The following is a 24,069-nucleotide window of genomic DNA, read 5'->3' as shown; positions in this document are numbered from 1 at the left end:
CAGAAATGATCATGGCGGGAACACAGGGTTGAAAAGGATTGAACCGTCTGCTAATCGGAAGCATAACTGAGGGAGTATAACGCGCTAAAGGCTGATGCTTTTCTGTTTTTTATATAGCTTTCGCCTATTAGTGGAAATAAAGTTTTTTTAATTATGAAAATATTGATCGTTGAAGATGAGCCGGAACTGTTGCAAAGCATCCGTTTGTTCCTGACCGGTCAGAGCTACCGCTGCGAAGTAGCTAATGACTACGAAACCGCCTGTGAAAAAATCATAAATGATATTTTTGATTGTATCATACTTGACATCTCACTACCTGGCGGTAACGGTTTTGATCTTGTTAAATTGATAAAAAAGCTTAAAAAAGATGATGGCGTAATAATCGTTTCAGCTTTCAATGAATTGGATAATAAATTAAACGGCCTTAAGCTTGGTGCTGATGATTACCTGGCTAAACCATTCCATCTGGCAGAATTAAGCGCCAGGCTACATGCGATCATCCGCCGCCGAAATTTTAGTGGCGCTGAAGTTTTTGTGCATAATGAACTGCGTGTACAAGTCGAAGATAAAATGGTATTTGTGCATGATAAAGCACTTGTATTAAACAAGAAAGAATTAGACCTGCTGTTGTTTCTGATCTCCAACAGAAAACGTATTATCTCAAAATCGGCCATTTCACAGCACCTGTCCCAAAATGAAAGTGGCTATTTCCGTAGTTACGATGTAGTGTATGCCCATATGAAAAACCTGAAAAAGAAATTGACCGATGCGGGCTGCCGTGACTACATTAAAACCATTTATGGTGTAGGTTATAAACTTGACTGCGATGAAGCTATTGACTAAAACCTCCAGGATACTGCTGGGTTACGCCATTGTTGTACTGCTGGTGAGCATCCCCCTTTTTTATTTTGTGATCGAGCAATTGTATTATCAGGATATAGATGATGCTTTAAGGTTACGGAAAGAGGAGTTGATCATCAGGACTAAAAAGTTACAGAGCGAGCGGGACATTGCACTATGGCTGGCTATGGATAACGATGTTAAGATCGGGGCATCTGCGCCACCACTCCGCGATTCTATTTACCCCAAACTGTATCTGGACACCTTAGCGCATGAAATGGAACCATACCGCGAACTGGCAACATCGCTGCAAGTGAATCATAGAAGATATCGTGCTACTATTCGCCGATCTTTAGTCGAAAGCCAGGATCTCATTGTTGGCATTGCTGAAGTACAAGGAATCTTGCTGATCATCCTTTTCATCGGATGGCTACTGATCAACAGGAATATATCTAAAAAAATATGGAGCCCATTTGACCAGATCATTGACTGGCTTCAAAACTATGAGGTTGATAAAGAGCAAACCTTGATCTATACGGATTCGGGGGTCATGGAGTTCGACCAGTTGAACAGGGTAGTGAACGAATTGGTCAATAAAAATCAAAAGACCTACTCAGATCAAAAAAACTTTATTGAGAACGCCTCGCACGAAATGCAAACACCTGTGGCCATTTTACAGTCTAAACTTGATCTGCTGCTTCAATCCCAGGGCCTAACCAGAGAGCAAGCGCATCACCTGCAATCATCATATGAGGTAATTGAGCGTTTAACACATTTAAACCAGAGTTTGCTATTGTTATCCAGAATAGAAAATCAACAATTCCCTGACCTGGTTGAAGTGAGCATAAAAACGGCCGTAGCCAAGATACTTGACCACCTTCAGGCATTGATCGATGACAAACCGATCAGCCTTTCTGTTTATCTGAATGCAGATAGAATGCTGCAGGGACACCCGGTCCTGATAGAAATATTACTCTCCAACCTCATCACCAATGCCGTTCATCACACACCCGCGAAAGGACATATCCATATTGCCATTACCGATCATTGTTTTTTGATCGAAAACTCGGGTACACCGCTTTCGTTCGATCATAGCCAACTGTTTTCCCGGTTCGGAAAAAAGAACACTAATCGCCAGGGCGTTGGTCTGGGTTTGGCCATAGCTCACGAGATCAGCCAGCTTTATCAGTTGAAGTTACACTATCAGTTCAGGGAACAGAAGCACCAATTCGCTATCGTTTTTTAGCATTTCAGAAATTTTTCAGAATGTCCGGCCACATTTGATCTGGTTAAAGCGACATTATGAAAAGATATGGTTTACTGCTATCATTTTTATTATTAACAGGTGCAGCAAATGCACAGGAAAAGCTCAAATTAGTCCGTACGATAACCCTTCCAGCCGTTAAAGGAAGCTTTGACCTGATGGCTTATGATATTGGTGGTCATCGCCTTTTTCTTTCAGCTCAGGACGATCATTCAGTGGAAGTGATCGATCTGCAAAAGGGTAAATTGATCAAAAGCCTGTCTGGCTTTAATGAACCCAAGTGGTGCTTTTTCGATCATGAAACAGGGTTGCTTTATGTAGCAACGGGTAAAGATGGTAAGGTTAGCGCTGTTGACAGCCATAACTTTCAAACCGTTAAAACTTATACTTTCCGGGAAAAATGCAATAATTTAAGGTATGATGCCCAAACACATCAGCTTTTTGTAGGTGTTGGCGATACTTTCGGCGCTATCGGAATTATCGACCTGCGGCAGCAAACGATCATTGGACAGATCCCGCTGGCGGGCTTCCCCAAACAGTTTGAATTGACCGCCCAGTGCATCTATGTTAATGTACCGGGTAAAGGGATGGTGCAGGTGATCGACCGCAAAACGTCGAAGATCATTGCCAAATGGAAGGTATCCCCATTAAACGACAATGTGCCTATGGTGCTTGACCGCGAACACCAGCTACTCTATATAGGATGTGCTGGTGGTCGTTTGGTTGTATACGATGTTTCAAGCGAAAAGCAAGCAGGCTCAATATCCATACATAAAGATGTGGATGGCATTTATCTTGACCCAAAGCGTCAACAGCTTTATGTGTCTTGTGGCGAAGGGTTTATAGATATCATTGGGGTTGATAAACAACGCTTGGCCAGCATTGGCCAGTTAACAACGCGGGTTGGTGCAGGTACGTCATTATTCATCCCCCAGATCAATCGCTATGTGCTCGCAGAGCCTCAGACGAGCGATCAACCTGCCGCGATCCGGATCTACCAACCGATGTAATGACTATGAGATACCTATTCATCTTTTTTATACTAATGTGCCTTTTCTCAGGATCACTAAAGGCGCAGTCAAAGTTGGATGATTTCCTTGAGCTGAGTTATACCAATAGCCCACTGCTCAATAATGCCAGGAATCAGCAAGTGGTCAATCAGGCAGAAGCAGAACGGATACGCGCATTAACCACCAAATTACAACTGAGCCTTAATGCTAATTATCTCTTCGCCCCGGTATATGTTACCGATGCCGGACACAAGGGCTTTGATATTAATTCCAGCGGCGCTACCAATTATTACGGATACGACCTTGGTACAACCAATGGCGGAAGCTTACAAGGATTACTGGTGGCGAACCAACCTTTGTTTGCAGGCCGGCGGGCCGATATTTTGGCAGCGCAGTCGCTGGTTAACGCACAGATCGATCAAAACACTGTAAAGTTAACCAGGCACGATCTGGAAAAGGCCATTACTGATCAATACATTTTATGCCTGCTCGATAAAAAGCAGGTAAGTAATTCCACCGCCAATATGAAGATCATAGACCAGCAGCGGCTGATCGTCAAAAAACTTGTGAATGCCAGTTTGCTTAAAAACTCCGACCTGATCTTATTAAATATCGAATACGAAAACAACCAGAATATTTTACTGACCTATCAGGCAGCTTATCACAAGAACCTGCTGGAATTGAGGATCATGAGCGGCAGCCGTGATACAACGGAGGTGGAATTGGCCGCGTTGGAACTAAAATTAAAAACACCGGTTGACCGATCCGCATACCTGGAAAAATTCAGGCTGGATAGCCTTGGTCTGGTTGCGACCCAAAATGCTTTTGAAACCAAATACCGGCCGCAAATAAGTGTTTTTGGCAATACGGGGCTTAATGCCACACATTTCAATAATGTTTATGATCGTTTCGGGCTGGCCGCAGGTTTAAGCCTGACATGGAGCATCCTGGATGGACATCAGAAAGAGATCAGCCGTCGTAAAACGACGCTACAGCTGCGATCCGTCGCTTTTAATAAAAGTACCGCGCAACTGCAAAATGATCTTCGTAAAAAGCAGGCGCTGGATGAACTGATGTCCTACGATGGCAGGGTAAAAAACCAGCAAAAACAGCTGAGCGATTACGAGTCTCTTCTAAGTAGCTACCGCACACAGATCATCCAGGCCCAGCTGTCGGTGATCGATTTTATTAATGTTCTGAAGAACCGCACAACAGCACAGCGTGACCTGCTGCAACTGGAAACCAACCGAAACTTATTGATCAACGCCTATAATTACTGGAATTGGTAATGCTTATGAAAAATTACATCATTCTTTTAAGCCTTTTGCTGGCACTCGCCGCCTGCCACAGCAATAACACTGCTCCGGCTAACGAAGCCAGGCCAAAAACCGCTGTTCAGATAACCCGGATCGGGGTTGGTACCATCAGTGATGACCTGGTGCTTTCCGGCACTTCGGTTTACCTTAAAAGAAACATGGTTACCTCCTCCATCGCAGCATTTATTACCAGTGTCTATGTTAAGTTAGGCGATCATGTGCGGAAAGGGCAGCCGCTTTATTTATTGGAATCTAAGGAGCGTAAAGCATTGGGTTCGGATATTAAAAAAGTAGACCCATCACTAAAAAACTTCGGACTGATCACCGTCACTGCGCCGGCTTCGGGTATCATTACCACATTTGATAAGCAGCAAACCGGGGAGTACGTACTGGAGGGTACCCAGCTTTGCACGATCGCCGCCAGTAATGATCTGGCTTTCCAGGTCAACGTCCCTTATGAATATGCAAATCTGGTTAAACCGGGCAAGAAATGTTTGATCACCCTTCCCGATAACACGGTATATAAAGCTACCATTACCACGCCACTGGCTACCATGAACGCGACCGAACAAACACAAGTTTTGCTTGCCCGGCCCGATCAGGATCTATTCTTGCCCGAAAATTTGCTGGCGAAGGTTTCCTTTGATCGCTCTGCACCGGGAAACCAGCAAATACTTCCCAAGTCATGCGTGGTTAGCGACGAGCTACTGAAAAATTTTTGGGTAATGAAATTGGTTAATGACAGCACAGCAGTAAAAGTCCCGATAAAGACCGGCAGTAAGAATAATGCGTCTATTGAGATCCTTTCTCCCACATTTCAAAAAGGTGATAAGATCCTGATCACTGGTAATTATGGTTTAGCCGACACTGCCTTGGTAACTGTTACTAAATAACCGGACATGACAGAAAAGAAAAATTATTTCCGGCAGTTTTCCCGCCCTATCTTATTCGTGGGTGCCATATTATTGGCTGCGGGCATCTATTGCTATACGCATATGCAAACCAACCTCTTTCCCGAGGTGCTGTTCCCGCGTGTGTCCATCATTGCCGAGGCAGGTCAATTACCCATTGACCGGATGATGCTGACGGTGACCAAACCCTTAGAGAGCGCGGTTAAAAAAGTTCGGGGTGTAACTATTGTAAAAAGCAGTACCAGCCGGGGCAGCGTAACCATAGATGTTTATTTTGACTGGGGCCTGGATACTTACGCACAAAAAACACAGATGGAGAGCCGGGTGAATGAGATCAAAAACTTTTTGCCGCCTGGCATCAACATGTCCATCGAAGCGATGAACCAATCGCTTTTCCCCGTATATGGCTATACGCTATCCAGCAAATCCCATGGGCAAGTCGCTTTAAAAGACCAGGCCTACCTTACATTGCGGCCCATATTTTCAAGGATCAAAGGCATCGCTAATGTGGTGACAAGAGGCGGACGTTCCAAAGAGTTCGTCATCATACCCGATGCCGTTAAAATGTCTGCATTGGGTGTCACACCATCTGAAGTTAAAACAGCATTTGCCAACAATAACTACGTCCTTTCCAATGGTAACCTGGCTGATTTTAACCGGATGTACCTAACCCTCACGGATACTCGTGTAATGGATGTAGACGGCCTTTCTAACCTGACCATTCGTAATGATGGCGCAAGACTGATCAAACTTCGCGATTTTGCCACTGTAGATGTGCAGGAGCAACAGGAATTTGTTATTGTCAACGCTAACGGAAAGAACGCCATTCAGATAGACTTGGTTAAGCAGCCCGGAGTAAACCTTATTGACTTTGCAAAAGATGCGGCTGCAAAAGCCGACGAAGTACGTAAAGCTTTACCCGACGATTATGAACTTACGCCATATTACGACCAAAGCGCTTTTGTAGGCGATAGTATTCACAGCGTGATCAAAACGATCTACGAAGGATTGATCCTTGCCGTTATCGTCATGATCTTCTTTTTGAGATCCTGGAGGTCAAGTTTGGCGGTGATGCTATCCATACCTGTTACGCTGGGCTTTACCATCACGGTACTTTACCTGGCCGGTATCACCATTAACATTATGTCGCTTGGAGCTATCGCTGCCTCGGTGGGACTGATCATCGATGATGCCATCGTCATCATTGAACAGATACATCGGGAACATGAAGAATATCCCGAAAAAAATATTTTTGATGTGGTGATAGATGCGATCAAGGCCTTGTTCCCCGCTATGATCGGTTCCTCACTTGCAACCATCGTCATCTTCTTCCCGTTCAGGCTGATGAGCGGACTGGCAGGTAGCTTTTTTAAAGAACTATCTGATACCATGCAGATCACTTTGGTATGCTCGTTCCTGGTTACCTGGCTTCTTCTGCCGGTCTTGCACCTGGTGGTAGGTTACCGGCCGCATAAAGGCAGTGAACATCAACATAACGACTTCACGAACGATAAGCTTTCCTGGCTAACACGCACCTTTAAAAAACCAGTATTTGCGCTGTTGTTTATTGCGTTACTGGGCCTGTCTGCCTACATCGCATCCGCTAAACTGGAAACTGGTTTTTTACCGAACCTGGATGAAGGAACTATCGTACTGGACTATTTTTCGCCCGCAGGCACTTCATTAGAAGAAACAGACCGGCTATGCCGGCAGATGGAAAAGATCGTTACGGCACAGCCCGAAGTGGAAACCTATTCCCGTCGTACAGGTGTTAAGATGGCCTTTAAAACTACGCAGCCTAACTTTGGCGACTATTCTATTCAGCTTAAAAAAGATAGAAATAAAACTACAGACGAAGTGATCAGCGAGCTCCGGGATAAAATAGCTGCACATGTGCCGCTGATGCACATCTCTTTCGGCCAGCGTATTTCCGACCTGCTTGGCGACCTGATGAGCACACCTGCACCGATCGAGATCAAGATATTCGGTGATGACTATACCAAACTTCAGGAACTGGATAAACGAGCGACTGGTATTTTGCAAAAGATCAGCGGTGTGGCCGACCTTGACGATGGCTTGATCCCTGCCGGCCCCTCGCTGGAATTCGTTCCTGATCAGGACAAACTGGACCTGTTCAAAATTTCCCTGACCGATTTCCAGATGCAATTATCGGCATATACCGGGGGCGTACCGTTGGGCATGAACGCTGCCATTGCGGAGCCCTCGGCCTCACAGGCTGCGCTGACAGGGGGTATACAGATCGGCGATTTGCAGGACGGGCAGCAGATGCGCAAGATATTACTGCGCTTTACCAATTTTAAGGACAATGACCTTGAACACCTCAAAAAGCAGCTTATCTTTTTGCCAAACGGACAAACACGGCCATTGTCTTTTTTCTGCACGGTCAATGTCTTGCCCGGCGAGGTGCAGCAAACGCGCGAAGATCTTAAATCCAACATTATTTTAACAGCCCGGTTGGACGGCCGCGATCTTGGCAGTGCGATCAAAGAGATACAACAAAAACTCTCAGCCGGATTGAATTTGCCTAAAGGTTATTTTATCAGCTACGGCGGCGCATATTCGGAACAGCAGCGATCTTTCAATGAACTACTGCTGATCCTTGGACTTGCCGTGGTATTGGTGTTTGCGGTATTACTATTTCTATTCAGAGATTGGTTCCTGGCCGGTCTTGTCATCCTGATCTCGGTTCTTGGAATATGCGGCAGCATTTTGGCCCTCTACCTGGTCAATATTCCGTTAAATGTAAGCAGCTATACTGGGATAATCATGATCGTCGGTATTATCGCCGAGAACGCCATTTTTACGCTTAACCAATTCCGGTTCAACCTGTCAGATTCTGGCGACGTAGATACGTCCATCAATTACGCGATAAGCTTGCGTATCCGCCCTAAGTTAATGACTGCCATCGGTGCCATTCTGGCGTTGATGCCGTTGGCCCTGGGTATTGGCTTAGGTGCTCAGATGCAGCAGCCGTTAGCAGTTGCCGTTATTGGTGGTTTTTTAGCAGCGCTGCCTTTATTGCTTTTTGTATTTCCTTCCCTGATCAGGCTTGGCTACCGAAAGCATCTAAAAACCAATAAAATTTAAAATCACCCGACATGATAAAAATACTGTTTTTAAATAGGATATGGCTTTCTCTTTTGTTATTACTATCGGTAAGTTGTGCCCGTGCGCAAAGTCTTGACCTTCGTTTACTGGAAAGCATTAATGGCCCGGTAAACCCAGGACCAGACGCCACGTGGCGCGCAGTAACCAATAGTGCGCTACCCATCGCAATTGCTACCCCTGTAACTCTGTTTGTCGCGGGGCAGATCGGTCATGATAAAAATCTGAAAGAGCAATCTTACGTAGCGCTGGGAGCCCTGGCCGGTTCGGCGATATTGAGCACTACGCTCAAGGCTGTAATACATCGTGACCGGCCATTTGTTAACCACAGCGACGTGATTTTTGCCAAACAGTTCCCGTCGGATTATAGCATGCCGTCTGGCCATACCACAGTTGCCTTTTCTACGGCTACGACATTGAGCCTGTCTTTTCCTAAATGGTATGTAATTGTCCCTGCCTATGGTTATGCAGCAGCGGTGGGCTATTCGCGTATGTATCTCGGCGTTCATTATCCCAGTGATGTGCTGGGCGGTGCTTTATTGGGATCGGCCTCAGCATACATTACCTATAAGGCTAATAAATGGTTAAGTAAACATAAAAAGATCAATTAAAATGTGGTGGATATACGCTTTATTATCAGCATTCTTTGCTTCCCTCACTGCCATCTTTGCCAAGATCGGCGTAAAGAATGTTAATTCGGACCTTGCGACCGCTATCCGTACGATAGTGATACTTTTTGTAGCCTGGGGGATAGCATTGGCGCGCGGCGAAGTTAAAGGTATGGCAGAGTTATCCAGAAACACCTGGATATTCCTCGGGCTGTCAGGTTTGGCAACTGGCCTGTCATGGATCTTTTACTACAAAGCATTGCAGATGGGAACGGTTTCTCAGGTTGCTCCTGTAGATAAGTTGAGCGTGGCGCTTACTATTATCCTCTCGGTCATCTTTCTTAAAGAAACCGTATCCCTTAAAGCCGCCCTCGGCGCGGCTCTTATTATTTGCGGAACTTTCGTAATGATATTTTAGTTATGATCTCTCGTAAAAATGCCGGATTGTTATGCCTGTTCTGCGTAAGCTCATCAATAGTGCTTGCCACCCTATTTTACAATGAGGATAAAACGATCGTTTTATTTTTAAATCACCTTCATAACCCGACGAGGGACTTATTTTGGCTAACTGTTACCAATGCAGCCGGTATAATTGCCTATGGAATATGTTTTATCGCACTTATCGTTTCCCTGTTCACTACAGAGAAGGCGTTGAAATATAGGTGTTTGGTGATAGTGACTGCCGCTGTCTTCTCTGCCACAGCAGCTACCGTATTGAAATTTATTGTTCAAAGACAAAGACCTTTCCACGTCCTGATGAATGTTCATGTATTAGGCCCGGCTGGCGGATGGTCTTACCCATCGGGACATACCTGCGATGCTTTTTTCCTGGCAACCGTTTTATCCTTGACCTTTCCAGGCTGTAGAAAAACAATTTTGATATTTTACATTTGGGCCGTATTTGTTGGGTTTAGCAGAATCTATTTAGGTGCACATTATCTTTCCGATGTGTTTGGTGGCATAGGCATAAGTAGCGCGATGAGTTTATTGGCATTTCAATTGGTCAATTCGGTTGCAAAAAAGCACCAAGTATTGCTGTAATAATATAATAGTTACCTTTAACGATGATGAATGTGCTTAGATCCGTATCTGTATTTGTACTTGCCGGGCTGTTCGAGATCGGTGGTGGTTATCTCGTTTGGCAATGGCTAAGAGAGGGAAAACCAGTTTGGTATGGCATGATAGGCGCATTTATCCTGGCCATGTATGGCGTTGTCGCGACCTGGCAAACAGTAAGCTTTGGTCGGGCTTATGCCGCATATGGAGGTATTTTTATATTAATGGCACTCATTTGGGCCTGGAAAGTAGATGGTTTTAAGCCTGACCGCTGGGACGTCATTGGTTCCCTGATCGCTGTGATCGGTGCTTGCATAATTATTTATATGCCTAGAAACCAATAAATGGGTTATGATCTTTACGATCTTTAATGTTGATTAATAGCCCTTGCTAATAAAAACGCAGCTCCGGCAGCTAAAGCGCCTATCACAACCACTTTGATCGCGCCGCTAACAGGTGGCTGCCCTGTAAGTTTGCTCTTGAAATAACCGAAAATAAATAAAGCGATCAGCGTTATTATGCATGATCCGCTTAAAGCTTGGGTAGCGTCACTGATAAAGACATAAGGTGACAGCGGTATAATACCGCCGACGATGTACGAAGCCCCTATAGTCAATGCACTCTTCTTAGCCCGCTTGGGATCAGGCCTTTCTAAACCAAGTTCGTAGCGCATCATAAATTCTACCCACTTATCCTTGTCTTTCGACATTTCATTCGCGATCTGCAGCTGTAGATCATTTGACAGGCCAAATCCGGCAAATACCTGCTTAACTTCCTCTTTTTCCTGTTCAGGTAAGCGTTCTACTTCATCATATTCCCGTTTAAGTTCTGAGCGATAATGATCGGCATCCGTCTTCCCGGCTAAAAAGCCGCCGAGGCCCATCGCAATTGAACCTGCCACGATTTCGGCCATACCTGCGGTAACGACGATCCCGGAAGCATTTACGGCACCGCTTAAACCTGCCGCCAAAGCAAAGGGTACAGTCAATCCGTCAGACATGCCAATTACAATGTCCCTAATAGTTTCCGAGCTGTTGACGTGATGTTCGCGATGCATTTTCAAAAATACCTACTACGGTATAAAACACTAATAATCATTTTAATTTATGATTGGTCTTAATATTCTGAACAAAAAGCACTTACTTTAGTTGTCAATGGATGGCAATCAATGATAAATCTAACAAAACCATCAATCCCGGTGACCATCTGGCCAATGAACGCACATTTTTGGCTTGGATAAGAACCAGCATAGCATTAATGGGTTTTGGCTTTGTGGTGGTGAAATTCAGTTTGTTCGTCAAGCAATTATCCCTCGTTATTACTGATAAGGTCGTACTGCCCGGCAAAGGCTTTTCCGCAACCATCGGGATCATACTCGTCGCTATCGGTGCCCTGATGGCTTTATTAAGTTATTTGAGGTATCGACGTATTGAAAAACAATTGCTTAGAAACGCCTATTTTCCTTCATTCGCCCTATCGCTTTTGCTGACTGTTGGGATAGTGCTCGTCAGCGCGCTGCTGCTTTGGTATCTGTTACCGAATCTCTGAAAACCTTTCGTCTGAACAATTACAATGGTTTAAGGTTAATAAAACATGGGAGTAGAATCACAAATTGTTATAACAGCTACATTGGCAGGCGGATCCGAACTGCATTATAACGTAACACACCTGGACGAAACATTTGTAGTTGAGACAGGTAACGGAACGATCACCCTGATCAATAATGGGGATAACTCATGGAGCATTGTTAACGGCGATATTTCGCAAGAATCTGCCAATATTATTGGGCAGGCTATTGAAGACCACTATCGTAAAAACTCCTGACCGTGGTCTACCTAACATCGAATCATTGACTTCAATTTTATACCTGTAATGTGGTACAAGCGTCTGTTGTCGACAGCTTAATTAACGCATATGTATCTCGTGCCGAATCACATCAGGTATGCATTAGTAAAAAAAGTAGCGTTGGATCCGAAGACCTGCATGTAGAAACTTTTAAGATCTTATCGTATGATTATAGCCCCTGAAGAATATTACAAAGGACTTCCGCGAAAAACAATAGCCGCCTGTGTATTGATTCCGTACAACGATCTCTATTTGATTATCAGGAAAAGATCGACTCAACGATGGACATTACCCGGAGGCATCGTGGAATCTGGAGAAAACCCAATGGCAGGTGCTATCCGTGAATGTCAGGAGGAAACTGGTATCACGCCAAATATAGAATGCCTGTTCCATGTATATTATTCGGAACCGGTAATGGGTGAAAGGGTTATTTATGGTGATAGCATACACCTGATATTCAAAGCCAAACCTATAACCTCCGACCAGGTCAAACAAATTTGCTTTCCTGATGAGGAGGCTGATGAATACCAATGGGTAGCCTTAGATGAGGCCGCATCTTTTGTGAAAAGCAATTTAGGTAAGGCAATCCTCAGCGCTTCCGGCGGCGAGCTATATTCTGTTTGGAAAAGAACTCTACATTCCCTGATGGAAGAAGATGAATTTTACCAGCCAAAAAATGATCATCAATAAATGATCAATAACCACAGATTATCAATCATCATATTTTGTGATATAATTTCAGCCTTTTGCGCTTGTACTTTTGATGTATCAACCAATAAGCAAAATGAAACAGGAAGACGAAAATAGAGAAGTGACCAAAGCTTTGGTCAAGGTATCAAAAGCCTTAATAACCGTAAGTGTTTTGTTTGCGGTTTGTATAATAGTAGTGATCGTGACATTGATCGTACCGATTGACCATAAACCTGGTAAGGATTCCCAACAGGTAAATGGCAGATCCGATCAGCCTGCTACCATTCCATCTACTGAAGCCTCTGCCGGCACTACACCACGCCCTATTCCGGCTGATGCATGGAAAGCCCCTGATGAAAATACTATCCCGGCAGGTAAAGATGGCGAGATGATCAAATATGGCAGGGAGCTGGTCGCACATACCGCCAGTTATTTTGGCCCTCAAGGCAGCATCGCGAAGATCACGAACGGGATGAATTGTCAGAACTGCCACCTTGATGCCGGGTCACGCCTTTTCGGTAATAATTATGCCAGCTTTATTGCCAGTTACCCAAAACTGAGCAACAGGAGCGGCCGGGTGGAGCAGCCCGAAGAACGCATCGCTGAATGCTTCGAGCGTAGTTTGGCCGGTAAAGTGCCTAACCCTTCCAGTAAAGAGATTCAGGCCATGCTGGCTTATATGAAGTGGGTCGGTAAGGACGTAAAGAAAGGTCAGAAACTATTCGGAAATGCAACAGAAAAGCTGGCATTCATGGATCAGGCAGCAGACCCGGCCAAGGGTAAGGAAGTGTTTATGATGAAATGCCAAAGTTGCCATGGTGCTAATGGCGAGGGCCTGCTGAATGCTGATAAAAAAACTTACGCCAACCCGCCATTATGGGGGAAGCACAGCTATAACGATGGCGCAGGTATGTACAGGCTGACCAATTTTGCAGGTTTTGTAAAAAATAATATGCCGTATGGCGCTTCATATCATAGTCCGCAATTAACAGATGAAGAAGCATGGAACGTTGGTGCCTTCGTTAACTCCCAGCCGCGCCCTCATAAGGATCAACGTAATGACTGGAAAGACCTGAAGAAGAAACCGATAGATTTTCCGTTCGGGCCTTATGCCGACCAGTTTAGCGAGAAACAGCATAAATACGGGCCGTTCAAACCCATTAAAGACGCTCAAAAAGAATTAACCAGTAAAAAATCATAAACAAATAGAAAACATGAAAAAGTACATCATCATTTTAGCAGCCTTTGCGCTCACCGCTTTTGCAAAAAATGTCAAAGCACAACAAACCGATCCCGCCGTCTTCACCGGCGCAACTGCAAAGCTCAAGCATTACAATGCGCTTTATATCATCAATTCCGGCGATGACAAAAAGATCAAGGGGACATTAAGAAACATCAATAATGCGCTGGAAGATCCAAGGCTGAAGGGCAAACTCCATGTTGAGCTGATCGCTTTTGGTGACGGTGTAGCTGTTTACATGAAAAGTAGTGCTTATGAGCAAAGTTTAAAGGACCTCCAGGCAAAAGGAGTGGTATTGGCACAATGTGATAATACCATTAAGGAAAGGAAGATCGATAAAGCTGACCTGTTCCCATTTATCTCTTATGTGCCGAGCGGCAACGGTGAGATCATCATCCGCCAGTACGAAGGCTGGGCCACCGTGCATCCTTAACCAGTACCCTCATTCAATTTATATAAAACATCATGAAATATCTTCAGAAAATAACATTTGCAATAACAGCAATAATAGCTTTGGGAAGCCAGGCAAAAGCACAGGATCATCGGTTCGATCCACCCTGGAATACCCCGCCTGAAAGCAAGGTGCAATTTACAGTTCCGGGAGTTGACAATGTACCCGACCTGTTCGGCGACATTAACGATCCGCAACTGGTGGTCTTCTTTGCTGGGAACCAGTTCATGTGTATCGATGACCTGATGTCCGCCTTTAAAAAACAATACCCGCAATACCAACGTGTATTTGCCGAAACCCTGCCACCGGGCATATTGGCTAAACAGATCATGGGGGGTAGTATCGTTATCGGAAATATGCGTATTACGCTTAAGCCTGATGTTTACACCGCAGGAAAAAGCCGTATCGATCAGATGCCGGAATATTTCAGCAAGACCGCACCCTATGCTTACAACCGCTTAGCTATTATGGTGCAAAAGGGCAATCCTAAAAAAGTGAAGGGTTTGAAAGACCTGGGGCGTAATGATGTGCGTGTAAGCATGCCCAATCCGGAATGGGAAGGGATCGGTAAGCGTATAGAGGAAGCTTATGTAAAAGTGGGTGGTGAAACCTTAAAAAATACGATCATGGATACCAAGGTTAAAAACGGTAAAACCTTTCTGACCCAGATACACCATCGCCAAACACCAATGCGCATTATGTATCAACAAAGTGATGCTGCACCGGTATGGTTTACCGAAGCCTATTATCAAAAAATGATCGGCCACCCTACCGATATGGTAGAAATACCGGAAGGTGAAAATATTAGCGCGACTTATGTGGCCGGGCAATTAAAAACAGCACCACACGCACAGGCTGCGCAGGATTTTATGGATTTTTTGGTGAGCCCGACCGCAAAAGCCATCTATAAAAAATACGGGTTCATAACAAAATAACGACTAATAATTAAAGATATGTCACTGCACTTAGGGGATTTAGCTCCCAACTTTACCGCACAAACAACCATCGGCGAGATCGAATTTTACGAATACCTTGGCGACAGCTGGGGAGTATTATTCTCTCACCCGGCAGATTATACACCTGTTTGCACAACCGAACTCGGAAGAACGGCTTTATTAAAAAGCGAGTTTGATAAAAGAAATGTTAAGGCGCTGGCTTTAAGCATTGATCCGCTTGATAAGCACTTATCATGGATAAGCGATATCAATGAAACACAAAACTGTAACGTTGACTTCCCGCTGATCGCCGACGACGATCGAAAAGTTTCGGAATTATACGACATGATCCACCCGAATGCATCAGCGACAGCTACCGTCCGCTCACTTTTTATTATCGGGCCTGATAAGAAGATCAAATTAATGATTACCTACCCGGCATCAACCGGCCGCAACTTTAACGAGGTATTAAGGGTGATAGATTCGCTTCAGTTGACGGATGAATTTAGCGTGGCTACTCCCGCAAACTGGGAAGCAGGCGAGGATGTGATTATTGGCCTGGGTATTAAGACGGAAGACATTGAATCAAAATTCCCTCAAGGACATCGCACTGTGAAACCTTATTTACGTTATACGCCAGACCCAACAAAACAATAGACTGGTTCAATGTTTATAAGTATTCGTTTTATATTATGCTAAAACTCAGCTTTTTTATTTTGTTGATGTCAATTTTGGATGCAGCCAAAGCGCAACACCACGATATGTCTATGCCAATGCCTGCCTCAAAAAATGTTTATTTGCAAATGATGGATCAAATGATGGTGAGTATGGATAAGTCAGCACCGACCCACTCATCGGATAAAGATTTCCTGACAATGATGATCCCGCACCATCAGGGCGCAGTCGATATGGCGAACTATGAAATAGAGCACGGTAAAAACCGGGAGATGGTCCAGTTGGCCAAAAGTATCAGGGCTGAACAATTGGTGCAGATACAGCAAATGGAATTATTGCTGCGTAGTGCTAAAACATTCGTCAGCTCGGGCACAGCCCATCAACAGGCCAACCAAAAAATGATGATGGTAATGATGCAGCAGATGCCAAAGGAAAAAGTGCTAAGCAATGATGACAATGCTTTTGCCCGGGTAATGATCCCTCACCACCAAGCCGCTATTGACATGGCTAAAGTGGCACTGCAATACGGCACCAACAAAAATATAAAGCGCCTTGCCGAAAGTATGATCTCGGATGAGCAGATTGAAATTGATCAAATGAAGAAATTCAGTCATATCCCGTAAAACAAACACCTATGAAAAAATTAATGTTCCTATTCCTGGTATTGCCGCTGACCAAATTAAGCGCACAGGACCGCGTCTACACGGGTAACCAAATATCCAATACTGTGTCAGTGATAGATCCTAAAACGCAAACTTTTCTGGGCGATATCGTATTGGGAAAGCCACAGCCTGAGATATTAAGCCCGCTTTACAAGGGGCAGGCATTGGTACATGGATTAGGTTATACGCCTAAAAGACAATTACTGGCGGCCGTAGCAATTGGCTCAAATTCGGTTACTTTTATATCTACCCCCACTAACAAGGTGCTTAAGACGATCTATGTAGGTCGGTCTCCGCATGAGGCTACATTTAACCCATCTGGCTCGCAAGCCTGGATCTCGGTAAGAGGTGAAGCATATATCAGTGTGATCGACGCGGCAACGATGAAGGAAATTAAACAGGTGAAGGTGGCGGACGGCCCTGGCATGGTTTCTTTTACGCCAAATGGCAAATGGGCCTACGTTTGTTCAAGTTTCACCCCCCGACTGGATATTGTTAATACAGCTACCTATCAGGTAGTGAAAAGTATTCCGGTGGTTAGCCCTTTCTCGCCGAATATATTTTGCAGCCCCGATGGTAAATGGATCGCCTTGACACATAAAGATATCGGCAAGGTAACATTGATCAACACAGCCACTAACAAAATTGAAAAGGTATTCAATACCGGGCCTATTACCAATCACGTTACGTTTACTGTCACCAATAAGGTGCCCTTAATGCTTGTGACCGTTGGTGGCGAAAACACCCTGAAAATTTTTAATATTAACCAGGGCTTCATACTGGTAGATAGCATAGCTACCGGTTCATTGCCACATGGCGTTTGGCCTTCCGGCGATGGGAAATTTGCTTATGTCGGCCTGGAGAATGATGATCAGGTGCAGGTAGTGGACCTTCTAAAAATGGCTATTGTAAAAACGATCCCTATTGGCCAGTGCCCGCAAGCTTTACTTTATGCCGTTAACGCCGGTCCGGTAACACCGGTCACCACGGGATTGTCGCCCTTGAACGCAGCCAATAAAAGCCAGGTGATCAAGCTAAAAAGCACCGGCGTAATGATGCCTACCGGCATGTTGAATGTAAGAAGCGTGGGTCTAACTGATCTAGTACAGCAGGATTTCAAAAAACTGGAACCGAACACCGCTTACATTTTAGCCCTGACCAATTCTACCCAACAGCCTTACAACGCAGATTACGTCATCAATTCATTTAAAACAGATGATAAAGGGACTTTTAGCGGACAGTCAACGGGCATTGTTAAAAGTGTAGCCAAACCTATGGCGGATTACAAAATGGTGATATTGATCAAAGAAACTAATAAGGTTACGGTCATGACCGGTCAATAAATTAAATAACGATGAAAAAGATCATGATAAGTTTGGCATTGGTTGCCGCCATTTGCGGCAACTTATATGCTCAAAAAGACACTTTACATATTTACGGCCCAGGTGGCCCTTTATCAGCCATGCAGGATTGCGCTAAAGCATTCAGCGCTAAAACAGGAATTCCGGTAAAAGTGACCGGTGGCCCCGAGTCTAAGTGGCTTTCGCAAGCGCAGGCTAATGCCGATGTGATCTACGGCGGGGCGGAATATATGCTTACGCAGTTCATGCAAACCCATCCGGGAATGGTTGATGCTGCAACACGTGTAGAACTTTATAAAAGACGTGCAGCTATTTTAGTAAGGCCGGGTAATCCCAAACATATTATCGGTTTAAAAGACCTTGCCAAACCTGGCATTAAAATACTTGACGTAAATGGCGCAGGACAGTTGGGTTTATGGGAAGATATTGCGGGTAAGGAAAACCTGATCGGTGGGATACAGCGAAACATTGGCGGATCTTTTGCCAATACTGCGTTGGGTATTGAGGCTTGGAAGAAAGATCAAAGTTACGATGCTTGGATCACCTATGCCTCATGGCATGAGAATCTGAAAGATGTTACACAGGTTGTAGAACTGCCTTTGGCATCACGGCTATTTCGTGGTACGCCGGTAGCGCTGACATCCAATACCAAACACGCAGCGCAAGCCAAACAATTCATTCAATTCTTACAAAGTATCGATGGCCATGCGTTATTTAAAAAGTGGGGATGGGAATAAAGTTCACTGTTAAACTATAGCAAAAACAGATCGACAGAATCAGTCTGCTTTTGCTTTACATGTTTGAGCTGTTTTTCATAACTTTAGACTATCAACCATCTGTTTTAACAATGAAAATGACTTAGTTTTATGATTGATCTTTGAGACATAAATAAAGAAGATCATGAAAACTATTCAACGTTACGTCCATTATGAATTTGATGACCAAGCAATAATAATTGGCAACAAGGTTATAAATATAGCTGTATCAGTCATCGCCTTGGCAGCAGCTACTTTCCCATTTTTGTTGTTATTTTACCGACTTAGTTAATAACCCTTTATCAATATGTTCGATTTCCGCTTACAGGTTTTTCATACAGTGGCCAAGCGGCTGAACTTTACCAAGGCGTCCACGGAACTTTTTATTAGCCAGCCTGCTGTGACCAAGCATATTAAAGAGCTGGAAGAACAGTTTAAAACCACGCTGATAGAGCGTAGCGGGAATAAAAAAATATCGCTCACACCTGCTGGCGAAATGTTGCTGGCTTATGCGGATAGACTGGCCGCTGTTTACAACGAGCTGGACTTTGATATGAACCTACTGATCAAAAAACATTCGGGTACGTTGCGTATCGGTGGCAGTAATACTGTTGCGCAGTACGTGATTCCCCCGGTATTAGCCCGGTTCCACGAAAAGTTTAAAGATGTACAAGTGAACCTGGTGCCAGGTAATACGGAGCAGGTTGAGCAGGCCTTACTGAATAAAGAGATTGACCTCGGCATTGTAGAGGGCATCCTCCGTAATCCGCAGTTGAGCTACCAAGAATTTTTGAGTGATGAACTGGTGCTGATCTGTAGTGCCTCGAATACTTTTAAAAAAGACAGCATTAAACCGGAGGAATTAATAGAACTGCCTTTATTGCTCCGTGAACCCGGTTCGGGAACGTTAGACGTTATTGCTCACGCTTTAAAGCCTTTCAATATCAAATTATCAGATCTGAAGATAGAAATGCAGTTAGGCGGCACGGAAAGTATAAAGTCTTATTTGCTACACAGCAAATGTTTTGCATTTGTATCGGTGCAGTCGATCTTGAAAGAGTTGAAGTATAACGAATGCCGGATCATCGACATTAAAGACCTGACTATTGAGCGGCCATTTTATTTTATCCTGCCACACGGTCAACCTTCATCATTAGCAGAAATATTTATGCGATTCGCTAAAAGCTATAAGAGCCTATAAGCATCTGATATGACTGAAAAGAAGAAAAAAGTCATTATCATGTTTATTGCCGAAGCACCTGGCTCTACCAACAACCATTTTTATTTAAAAAACACCAATTTATTCCGGGCAATGCGCGCGGCCTTTGAACAGGCTTTTGGTAAATTTAGTTCTGCTGACGATTTTCTTGATTTTTTTAACAAGTCCGGCAGCGTCCTGGATCATCTATATCCTCTGGGTAAAGAAACATCAGTTAACTTAACGCCTTATGCTGCCGAACAGTTAGCAGATCGTATGCGTTTGATTCAACCTAAACACGTTATCATTTTAATGAAGCGAATTGCTCCCAATGTCAGGAAAGCAGCTATCGATGCCGGTGTCTCTCCATCTGAAATTCTGACCACCGCATATCCCGCAGGAAGTGAAAAGAACAGGCAAGTCTTTATTCACGATATATCAACATGGTTAAGACACATACTCGATAATTTTTAGTTATCGTCAAGTTGGATTCGTGATAAAAATCAGCCCAAAAAGCTATCGATATTTGAATAACAAAATCAAATATCATGAAAACGTATCAATTGGTCATCGACCCCCAAATTCAAAGAAAACGGCAAGGAATGTAAATTCGATCACAGCCCTAAAAATGCTGTGGAACACACCGCAGTAGAAGATACACCTGTGATCGGTGTCAAAACAAAGAAAGGCTGGTTCGACAAAGATGCCCCTCAAAATCTTACCAGTAAGGAAGCTATGATCAGGGGAATTTTGGTAGTAACCATGCCAGCACTCAGCGCCATAGATTGGTATTGCGGCACCCATACCATATATATTCTCGCTCCGGTGTTGTTTTATTTGGAGGTAACTGCACTAACCATGACATGCCCTATTAAATCAATATTTAGTAAATACAGACATACAAATTTGCCTGAATTGTAATTTAAAGTTAAATTCCATCACACTTAGTTTAACACATCATGAAACATACGGTTGAAATAATTTCTGTTAAACAGATCACTCACGATGTTAAAAGGTTTAGGCTAACAAAGCCCGCCGGTTATCGGTTTAACCCGGGACAAGCCACCGAACTTTCGATCAACAGACCGGAATGGACAGATGTCCTCCGCCCGTTTACCTTTACAAGTTTAAACTCAGAGAACTTTCTTGAATTTACCATCAAGATCTATCCGGATCATCATGGTATGACCGAACAATTAGACAAATTGGAAAAAGGTGATGAGTTGATCATTAATGACCCGTGGGGGTCAATTGAATATAAAGGCCCCGGATATTTTATCGCGGGTGGCGCAGGGATCACGCCTTTTTTAGCCATTTTAAAACAACTTCATCAATTTGGCCAGCTAAATGGGAACACTTTATTCTTTGCGAATAAGTCAAAGGGTGATATTATTCTTGAGGATGATCTTAAAGATATGTTGTGCAGCAAAGTGACATTTCTTATTAGCGGGCAAACAGAAGATCCATATTTGAATGAAAGGATCGGGTATGCATTTCTCAAAGAAAACGTCAATGACCTTAAGCAATATTTTTATATATGCGGGCCGGAGCAAATGGTGAACGATGTAAACGACATCTTATTAAGTATGGGCGTATCGCCGGATAGATTGGTTTACGAGAAGTAAACATGGTGTATTCAACAGTAATACACAACTCTCTAAGATTTTATAATGCGCCGCAAGCCTGCTAAATTTACCGCATGATACAGTTTGGGCCAGCATTGCAATCAGCGTTAGAAGAAAACAGCCAGCGGAAGCAATTACCGGCGGGCACGGTGCTGATGTCATCCAACAGTTATGTGCGGTCATTGCCGGTGCTTTTATCCGGCAGTATGCGGGTTATGCGGCAGGATGAGGACGGCCGCGAGATCCTTTTATATTACATCAAGCCCGGCGAAAGCTGTATCATGTCATTCCTGGCCGGGATACATGAGGATACCTCAAAAGTACGCCTGGAGGTAGAAGAAGATGCCGATGTCTTGATGCTGCCCATTACCAAAGCCAGCGAATGGGTAAAAAGCTATCCCGAATGGGCCGACTTTATTTTTAAACTTTACCACCAGCGTTTCGAAGAATTGCTTACTGTGATCAATGAAGTTGCCTTTCAAAAATTGGATGACCGTATTGTAGAACTGCTCAAGAAGAAAGCCGCAGTATTCAATTCCCATGAATTTCAGATCACTCACCAGCAATTGGCAGAAGAGTTGGGCACAACGCGCGAAGTAGTATCACGCTTGCTTAAGCAAATGGAAAAGAAGGAAATGATCTCCCTTTCCCGCAATAAGATCACTTTAAATTTCCCTGTGTAACATAAGTCACCAATTGCCGGGCTGAAAGCGAATAGCTTTGTTCCATCAATCATCAGGTTTTGGAAATAGCAGGTTACGCAGCTTCGGTTTTAATTGGTTTATCCCTTGGTTTAATAGGCGGCGGTGGCTCTATTCTCACCGTACCTATTCTCGTTTATTTTTTTGCTATCGATCCGGTGTTAGCGACCACTTACTCTTTATTTGTAGTTGGACTAACCAGTACCGCAGGCGCGGCCAGCCATTACCTAAAAGGCAATGTGGATGTTAAGACCGCGTTGATCTTTGGTTTACCATCCTTGGCCGCCGTATTTATCATGCGGAGATGGGTAATGCCAGTGATACCAATTCACTTATTTACGCTCGGACACTGGACTGTTGCCAAAAGCATGCTGCTGATGCTGGTTTTTGCCGGTCTGATGCTGGCAGCATCCCTTTCCATGATCCGGAATAAAAAGGAAGATCGTGGTAGTTCCCAAGAGCTTAGTTATCCAAGATTAATTTTGCAGGCCATAGCTGTTGGCCTTATCACTGGTTTTGTAGGTGTTGGCGGTGGTTTTCTTATTATTCCATCGCTGGTATTGCTCGCAGGTTTACCGATAAAAAAAGCAGTGGGTACTTCGCTTATGGTAATGACCATTAGCTCGCTGCTGGGTGTATTGGGTGATATCACCGGGCATGTAGTAATAAATTATGCGTTTTTAGCCGTCTTTTCGGGTTTTGCCATTGCCGGTATCATCCTCGGCAGTTACCTCACGCGGTTCATCAGCGATACACGCCTGAAGCCTGCCTTTGGCTGGTTTGTATTGGCTATGGGTATCTTTGTTTTAATAAGCACTTTAACTAACTCACATGGACATCATTAAACAACCGTGGCCCTGGTATGTAGCCGGGCCGTTGATAGGGCTCATCGTGCCGGCACTATTAATATTAGGTAACAAAACATTCGGTATCTCATCTACTTTGCGGCAGATATGCGCGGCTTGTATCCCGGCAAATATTTCCTTTTTTAAATACGACTGGAAGAAGGACACATGGAATTTGTTTTTTATTGCAGGCATCGTTATAGGCGGATTCATCGCCGCGCATTTATTGTCCGATCCCGGACCGGTGGGCATCAATCCTAAAACCATTGTTGCCTTGCAGCAGCAGGGCATTAAAGATTTCAGCGGTTTACTGCCACAGGATATTTTTAGTTTCAAAGGACTAACCACTTTAAAAGGCTTTGTATTTATGGTGATCGGCGGTTTCCTGGTTGGCTTTGGTACACGCTATGCCGGCGGCTGTACTTCCGGCCATGCCATTATGGGTATTTCCTCTTTACAATGGCCTTCCCTGGTAGCTACCTGCTGCTTTATGATCGGCGGCTTCGTTATGACGTGGTTGATCTTACCTTATTTATTACAGCTATGAAGAATCTGAAGTTTTTACTGGTGGGGATATGCTTTGGCATCATCCTGATCAAATCCGAAGTGATCTCCTGGTTCCGCATACAGGAAATGTTCCGCTTGCAATCCTTTCATATGTATGGGATCATCGGTAGCGCTATTGTAGTAGCCATGATCTCCATATTATTGATCAAGCGCTTTAACATTAAAACAATCCATCAGAAGCCTATTGTTATCCCGGACAAGAAATTTAACTGGGGATATGTTTATGGCGGGTTGATCTTTGGTTTAGGCTGGGCGCTTACCGGCGCATGCCCCGGCCCGTTGTTCGCGCAGATCGGTAGTGGTATTTTAGTTACAACAGTAACGCTGCTGAGTGCCATAGCAGGCACCTGGGTTTATGGTCTATTACGTGAAAAACTCCCTCATTGAT

At 44.2% G+C, this 24,069-nt stretch carries 30 protein-coding genes; 29 read left to right on the top strand and 1 reads right to left on the bottom strand.

Going from position 1 to position 24,069, the window contains the following annotated elements; translation table 11 throughout:
* Positions 1 to 153: 153 nt before the first annotated feature.
* From KHS38_RS14990 to KHS38_RS14945, 10 genes are read left to right on the top strand one after another with little or no spacing between them, the layout of a single operon-like run.
* A complete protein-coding gene (locus KHS38_RS14990) occupies positions 154 to 843 on the top strand; it encodes a response regulator transcription factor (RefSeq protein WP_158829707.1) in 690 nt (229 codons plus the stop codon).
* A complete protein-coding gene (locus KHS38_RS14985) occupies positions 827 to 2,086 on the top strand; it encodes a sensor histidine kinase (protein ID WP_158829709.1) in 1,260 nt (419 codons plus the stop codon). Before KHS38_RS14990 ends, KHS38_RS14985 begins: the two co-directional genes overlap by 17 nt.
* 56 nt (positions 2,087 to 2,142) lie before the next feature.
* Complete coding sequence (locus KHS38_RS14980; RefSeq protein ID WP_213489365.1) at positions 2,143 to 3,114, top strand: YncE family protein; 972 nt, start codon at positions 2,143 to 2,145, stop codon at positions 3,112 to 3,114.
* Positions 3,115 to 3,119: 5 nt separating this feature from the next.
* Positions 3,120 to 4,403, top strand: coding sequence for a TolC family protein (locus KHS38_RS14975; protein WP_213489364.1), 1,284 nt, complete (start codon positions 3,120 to 3,122; stop codon positions 4,401 to 4,403).
* Positions 4,404 to 4,408: 5 nt separating this feature from the next.
* On the top strand, positions 4,409 to 5,323 hold the full coding sequence (locus tag KHS38_RS14970) for an efflux RND transporter periplasmic adaptor subunit (protein WP_158829715.1): 915 nt from the start codon (positions 4,409 to 4,411) through the stop codon (positions 5,321 to 5,323).
* A gap of 6 nt (positions 5,324 to 5,329) precedes the next feature.
* On the top strand, positions 5,330 to 8,449 hold the full coding sequence (locus KHS38_RS14965; protein ID WP_158829717.1) for an efflux RND transporter permease subunit: 3,120 nt from the start codon (positions 5,330 to 5,332) through the stop codon (positions 8,447 to 8,449).
* 11 nt (positions 8,450 to 8,460) lie between these two features.
* Positions 8,461 to 9,078 (top strand): phosphatase PAP2 family protein, encoded by a 618-nt coding sequence (locus tag KHS38_RS14960; RefSeq protein ID WP_158829719.1) that lies wholly within the window; start codon positions 8,461 to 8,463, stop codon positions 9,076 to 9,078.
* Between the two features lies 1 nt (position 9,079).
* Entirely contained in the window at positions 9,080 to 9,493 is a 414-nt protein-coding gene (locus KHS38_RS14955) for an EamA family transporter (protein WP_158829721.1), read from the top strand.
* A gap of 2 nt (positions 9,494 to 9,495) precedes the next feature.
* Positions 9,496 to 10,116 (top strand): phosphatase PAP2 family protein, encoded by a 621-nt coding sequence (locus tag KHS38_RS14950; RefSeq protein WP_158829723.1) that lies wholly within the window; start codon positions 9,496 to 9,498, stop codon positions 10,114 to 10,116.
* 23 nt (positions 10,117 to 10,139) lie between these two features.
* Positions 10,140 to 10,475, top strand: a complete 336-nt coding sequence (locus tag KHS38_RS14945) for a YnfA family protein (protein WP_233268931.1) — start codon at positions 10,140 to 10,142, stop codon at positions 10,473 to 10,475.
* 23 nt (positions 10,476 to 10,498) lie between these two features.
* Here KHS38_RS14945 and KHS38_RS14940 read toward each other — a convergent pair whose 3' ends face one another.
* Entirely contained in the window at positions 10,499 to 11,188 is a 690-nt protein-coding gene (locus KHS38_RS14940) for a VIT1/CCC1 transporter family protein (RefSeq protein ID WP_199269828.1), read from the bottom strand.
* 101 nt (positions 11,189 to 11,289) lie between these two features.
* On the opposite strand from KHS38_RS14940, the gene KHS38_RS14935 reads away from it, so the two are divergent.
* The 19 genes from KHS38_RS14935 (at position 11,290) to KHS38_RS14845 (ending at position 24,068) form a co-directional block, all read left to right on the top strand.
* Positions 11,290 to 11,679 carry a YidH family protein gene (locus KHS38_RS14935; protein ID WP_158829728.1) on the top strand — a complete coding sequence of 130 codons (390 nt, stop codon included), beginning with the start codon at positions 11,290 to 11,292 and terminating at the stop codon, positions 11,677 to 11,679.
* Positions 11,680 to 11,724: 45 nt separating this feature from the next.
* Positions 11,725 to 11,955 carry a hypothetical protein gene (locus KHS38_RS14930; RefSeq protein ID WP_158829730.1) on the top strand — a complete coding sequence of 77 codons (231 nt, stop codon included), beginning with the start codon at positions 11,725 to 11,727 and terminating at the stop codon, positions 11,953 to 11,955.
* 186 nt (positions 11,956 to 12,141) lie between these two features.
* Positions 12,142 to 12,666: an NUDIX domain-containing protein gene (locus KHS38_RS14925; RefSeq protein WP_158829732.1), complete on the top strand. Its 525-nt coding sequence runs from the start codon at positions 12,142 to 12,144 to the stop codon at positions 12,664 to 12,666.
* 94 nt (positions 12,667 to 12,760) lie between these two features.
* Entirely contained in the window at positions 12,761 to 13,867 is a 1,107-nt protein-coding gene (locus KHS38_RS14920; protein WP_158829734.1) for a c-type cytochrome, read from the top strand.
* Positions 13,868 to 13,880: 13 nt separating this feature from the next.
* Positions 13,881 to 14,339 carry a DsrE family protein gene (locus tag KHS38_RS14915; RefSeq protein WP_158829736.1) on the top strand — a complete coding sequence of 153 codons (459 nt, stop codon included), beginning with the start codon at positions 13,881 to 13,883 and terminating at the stop codon, positions 14,337 to 14,339.
* A gap of 32 nt (positions 14,340 to 14,371) precedes the next feature.
* Positions 14,372 to 15,292: a molybdate ABC transporter substrate-binding protein gene (locus KHS38_RS14910; RefSeq protein ID WP_158829738.1), complete on the top strand. Its 921-nt coding sequence runs from the start codon at positions 14,372 to 14,374 to the stop codon at positions 15,290 to 15,292.
* Between the two features lie 18 nt (positions 15,293 to 15,310).
* A complete protein-coding gene (locus tag KHS38_RS14905; protein WP_158829740.1) occupies positions 15,311 to 15,949 on the top strand; it encodes a peroxiredoxin in 639 nt (212 codons plus the stop codon).
* Positions 15,950 to 15,984: 35 nt separating this feature from the next.
* Positions 15,985 to 16,590: a DUF305 domain-containing protein gene (locus tag KHS38_RS14900; protein ID WP_158829742.1), complete on the top strand. Its 606-nt coding sequence runs from the start codon at positions 15,985 to 15,987 to the stop codon at positions 16,588 to 16,590.
* 11 nt (positions 16,591 to 16,601) lie between these two features.
* Positions 16,602 to 17,972 carry a YncE family protein gene (locus KHS38_RS14895; RefSeq protein ID WP_199269829.1) on the top strand — a complete coding sequence of 457 codons (1,371 nt, stop codon included), beginning with the start codon at positions 16,602 to 16,604 and terminating at the stop codon, positions 17,970 to 17,972.
* A gap of 11 nt (positions 17,973 to 17,983) precedes the next feature.
* On the top strand, positions 17,984 to 18,727 hold the full coding sequence (locus KHS38_RS14890; protein ID WP_158829744.1) for a substrate-binding domain-containing protein: 744 nt from the start codon (positions 17,984 to 17,986) through the stop codon (positions 18,725 to 18,727).
* A gap of 163 nt (positions 18,728 to 18,890) precedes the next feature.
* A complete protein-coding gene (locus tag KHS38_RS14885) occupies positions 18,891 to 19,037 on the top strand; it encodes a hypothetical protein (protein ID WP_158829746.1) in 147 nt (48 codons plus the stop codon).
* Positions 19,038 to 19,052: 15 nt separating this feature from the next.
* Positions 19,053 to 19,946, top strand: a complete 894-nt coding sequence (locus KHS38_RS14880) for a LysR substrate-binding domain-containing protein (protein ID WP_158829748.1) — start codon at positions 19,053 to 19,055, stop codon at positions 19,944 to 19,946.
* A 9-nt stretch (positions 19,947 to 19,955) separates the two neighbouring features.
* Positions 19,956 to 20,417, top strand: coding sequence for a hypothetical protein (locus KHS38_RS14875; protein ID WP_078346161.1), 462 nt, complete (start codon positions 19,956 to 19,958; stop codon positions 20,415 to 20,417).
* Between the two features lie 159 nt (positions 20,418 to 20,576).
* Positions 20,577 to 20,864 (top strand): hypothetical protein, encoded by a 288-nt coding sequence (locus KHS38_RS14870; RefSeq protein ID WP_158829750.1) that lies wholly within the window; start codon positions 20,577 to 20,579, stop codon positions 20,862 to 20,864.
* A gap of 38 nt (positions 20,865 to 20,902) precedes the next feature.
* Positions 20,903 to 21,568 carry an FAD-binding oxidoreductase gene (locus tag KHS38_RS14865; RefSeq protein WP_158829752.1) on the top strand — a complete coding sequence of 222 codons (666 nt, stop codon included), beginning with the start codon at positions 20,903 to 20,905 and terminating at the stop codon, positions 21,566 to 21,568.
* Between the two features lie 74 nt (positions 21,569 to 21,642).
* Entirely contained in the window at positions 21,643 to 22,251 is a 609-nt protein-coding gene (locus tag KHS38_RS14860; protein ID WP_158829754.1) for a Crp/Fnr family transcriptional regulator, read from the top strand.
* Between the two features lie 59 nt (positions 22,252 to 22,310).
* A complete protein-coding gene (locus tag KHS38_RS14855; RefSeq protein ID WP_158829756.1) occupies positions 22,311 to 23,114 on the top strand; it encodes a sulfite exporter TauE/SafE family protein in 804 nt (267 codons plus the stop codon).
* Positions 23,101 to 23,661: a YeeE/YedE family protein gene (locus KHS38_RS14850; RefSeq protein WP_158829758.1), complete on the top strand. Its 561-nt coding sequence runs from the start codon at positions 23,101 to 23,103 to the stop codon at positions 23,659 to 23,661. The genes KHS38_RS14855 and KHS38_RS14850 overlap by 14 nt, the downstream gene beginning before the upstream one ends.
* Positions 23,658 to 24,068, top strand: a complete 411-nt coding sequence (locus KHS38_RS14845) for a DUF6691 family protein (protein WP_199269830.1) — start codon at positions 23,658 to 23,660, stop codon at positions 24,066 to 24,068. Before KHS38_RS14850 ends, KHS38_RS14845 begins: the two co-directional genes overlap by 4 nt.
* The last annotated feature ends 1 nt before the right edge of the window (position 24,069 follow it).

The organism is Mucilaginibacter sp. Bleaf8, from assembly GCF_018390515.1.
Taxonomy (GTDB): Bacteria; Bacteroidota; Bacteroidia; order Sphingobacteriales; family Sphingobacteriaceae; genus Mucilaginibacter.
The sequence above is the reverse complement of the archived record's forward strand: the minus strand, read 5'-3'. Positions and strand labels throughout refer to the sequence as shown.

Coding starts and splice junctions, on each gene's coding strand:
- KHS38_RS14880 (WP_158829748.1), top strand. CDS start 19,053: ATGTTCGATTTCCGCTTACAGGTTTTTCATACAGTGGCCAAGCGGCTG.
- KHS38_RS14975 (WP_213489364.1), top strand. CDS start 3,120: ATGAGATACCTATTCATCTTTTTTATACTAATGTGCCTTTTCTCAGGA.
- KHS38_RS14940 (WP_199269828.1), bottom strand. CDS start 11,188: ATGCATCGCGAACATCACGTCAACAGCTCGGAAACTATTAGGGACATT.
- KHS38_RS14920 (WP_158829734.1), top strand. CDS start 12,761: ATGAAACAGGAAGACGAAAATAGAGAAGTGACCAAAGCTTTGGTCAAG.
- KHS38_RS14905 (WP_158829740.1), top strand. CDS start 15,311: ATGTCACTGCACTTAGGGGATTTAGCTCCCAACTTTACCGCACAAACA.
- KHS38_RS14960 (WP_158829719.1), top strand. CDS start 8,461: ATGATAAAAATACTGTTTTTAAATAGGATATGGCTTTCTCTTTTGTTA.
- KHS38_RS14990 (WP_158829707.1), top strand. CDS start 154: ATGAAAATATTGATCGTTGAAGATGAGCCGGAACTGTTGCAAAGCATC.
- KHS38_RS14970 (WP_158829715.1), top strand. CDS start 4,409: ATGAAAAATTACATCATTCTTTTAAGCCTTTTGCTGGCACTCGCCGCC.
- KHS38_RS14895 (WP_199269829.1), top strand. CDS start 16,602: ATGAAAAAATTAATGTTCCTATTCCTGGTATTGCCGCTGACCAAATTA.
- KHS38_RS14850 (WP_158829758.1), top strand. CDS start 23,101: ATGGACATCATTAAACAACCGTGGCCCTGGTATGTAGCCGGGCCGTTG.
- KHS38_RS14860 (WP_158829754.1), top strand. CDS start 21,643: ATGATACAGTTTGGGCCAGCATTGCAATCAGCGTTAGAAGAAAACAGC.
- KHS38_RS14925 (WP_158829732.1), top strand. CDS start 12,142: ATGATTATAGCCCCTGAAGAATATTACAAAGGACTTCCGCGAAAAACA.
- KHS38_RS14915 (WP_158829736.1), top strand. CDS start 13,881: ATGAAAAAGTACATCATCATTTTAGCAGCCTTTGCGCTCACCGCTTTT.
- KHS38_RS14935 (WP_158829728.1), top strand. CDS start 11,290: ATGGCAATCAATGATAAATCTAACAAAACCATCAATCCCGGTGACCAT.
- KHS38_RS14845 (WP_199269830.1), top strand. CDS start 23,658: ATGAAGAATCTGAAGTTTTTACTGGTGGGGATATGCTTTGGCATCATC.
- KHS38_RS14985 (WP_158829709.1), top strand. CDS start 827: ATGAAGCTATTGACTAAAACCTCCAGGATACTGCTGGGTTACGCCATT.
- KHS38_RS14950 (WP_158829723.1), top strand. CDS start 9,496: ATGATCTCTCGTAAAAATGCCGGATTGTTATGCCTGTTCTGCGTAAGC.
- KHS38_RS14900 (WP_158829742.1), top strand. CDS start 15,985: ATGCTAAAACTCAGCTTTTTTATTTTGTTGATGTCAATTTTGGATGCA.
- KHS38_RS14865 (WP_158829752.1), top strand. CDS start 20,903: ATGAAACATACGGTTGAAATAATTTCTGTTAAACAGATCACTCACGAT.
- KHS38_RS14965 (WP_158829717.1), top strand. CDS start 5,330: ATGACAGAAAAGAAAAATTATTTCCGGCAGTTTTCCCGCCCTATCTTA.
- KHS38_RS14930 (WP_158829730.1), top strand. CDS start 11,725: ATGGGAGTAGAATCACAAATTGTTATAACAGCTACATTGGCAGGCGGA.
- KHS38_RS14910 (WP_158829738.1), top strand. CDS start 14,372: ATGAAATATCTTCAGAAAATAACATTTGCAATAACAGCAATAATAGCT.
- KHS38_RS14945 (WP_233268931.1), top strand. CDS start 10,140: ATGATGAATGTGCTTAGATCCGTATCTGTATTTGTACTTGCCGGGCTG.
- KHS38_RS14885 (WP_158829746.1), top strand. CDS start 18,891: ATGAAAACTATTCAACGTTACGTCCATTATGAATTTGATGACCAAGCA.
- KHS38_RS14890 (WP_158829744.1), top strand. CDS start 17,984: ATGAAAAAGATCATGATAAGTTTGGCATTGGTTGCCGCCATTTGCGGC.
- KHS38_RS14955 (WP_158829721.1), top strand. CDS start 9,080: ATGTGGTGGATATACGCTTTATTATCAGCATTCTTTGCTTCCCTCACT.
- KHS38_RS14875 (WP_078346161.1), top strand. CDS start 19,956: ATGACTGAAAAGAAGAAAAAAGTCATTATCATGTTTATTGCCGAAGCA.
- KHS38_RS14980 (WP_213489365.1), top strand. CDS start 2,143: ATGAAAAGATATGGTTTACTGCTATCATTTTTATTATTAACAGGTGCA.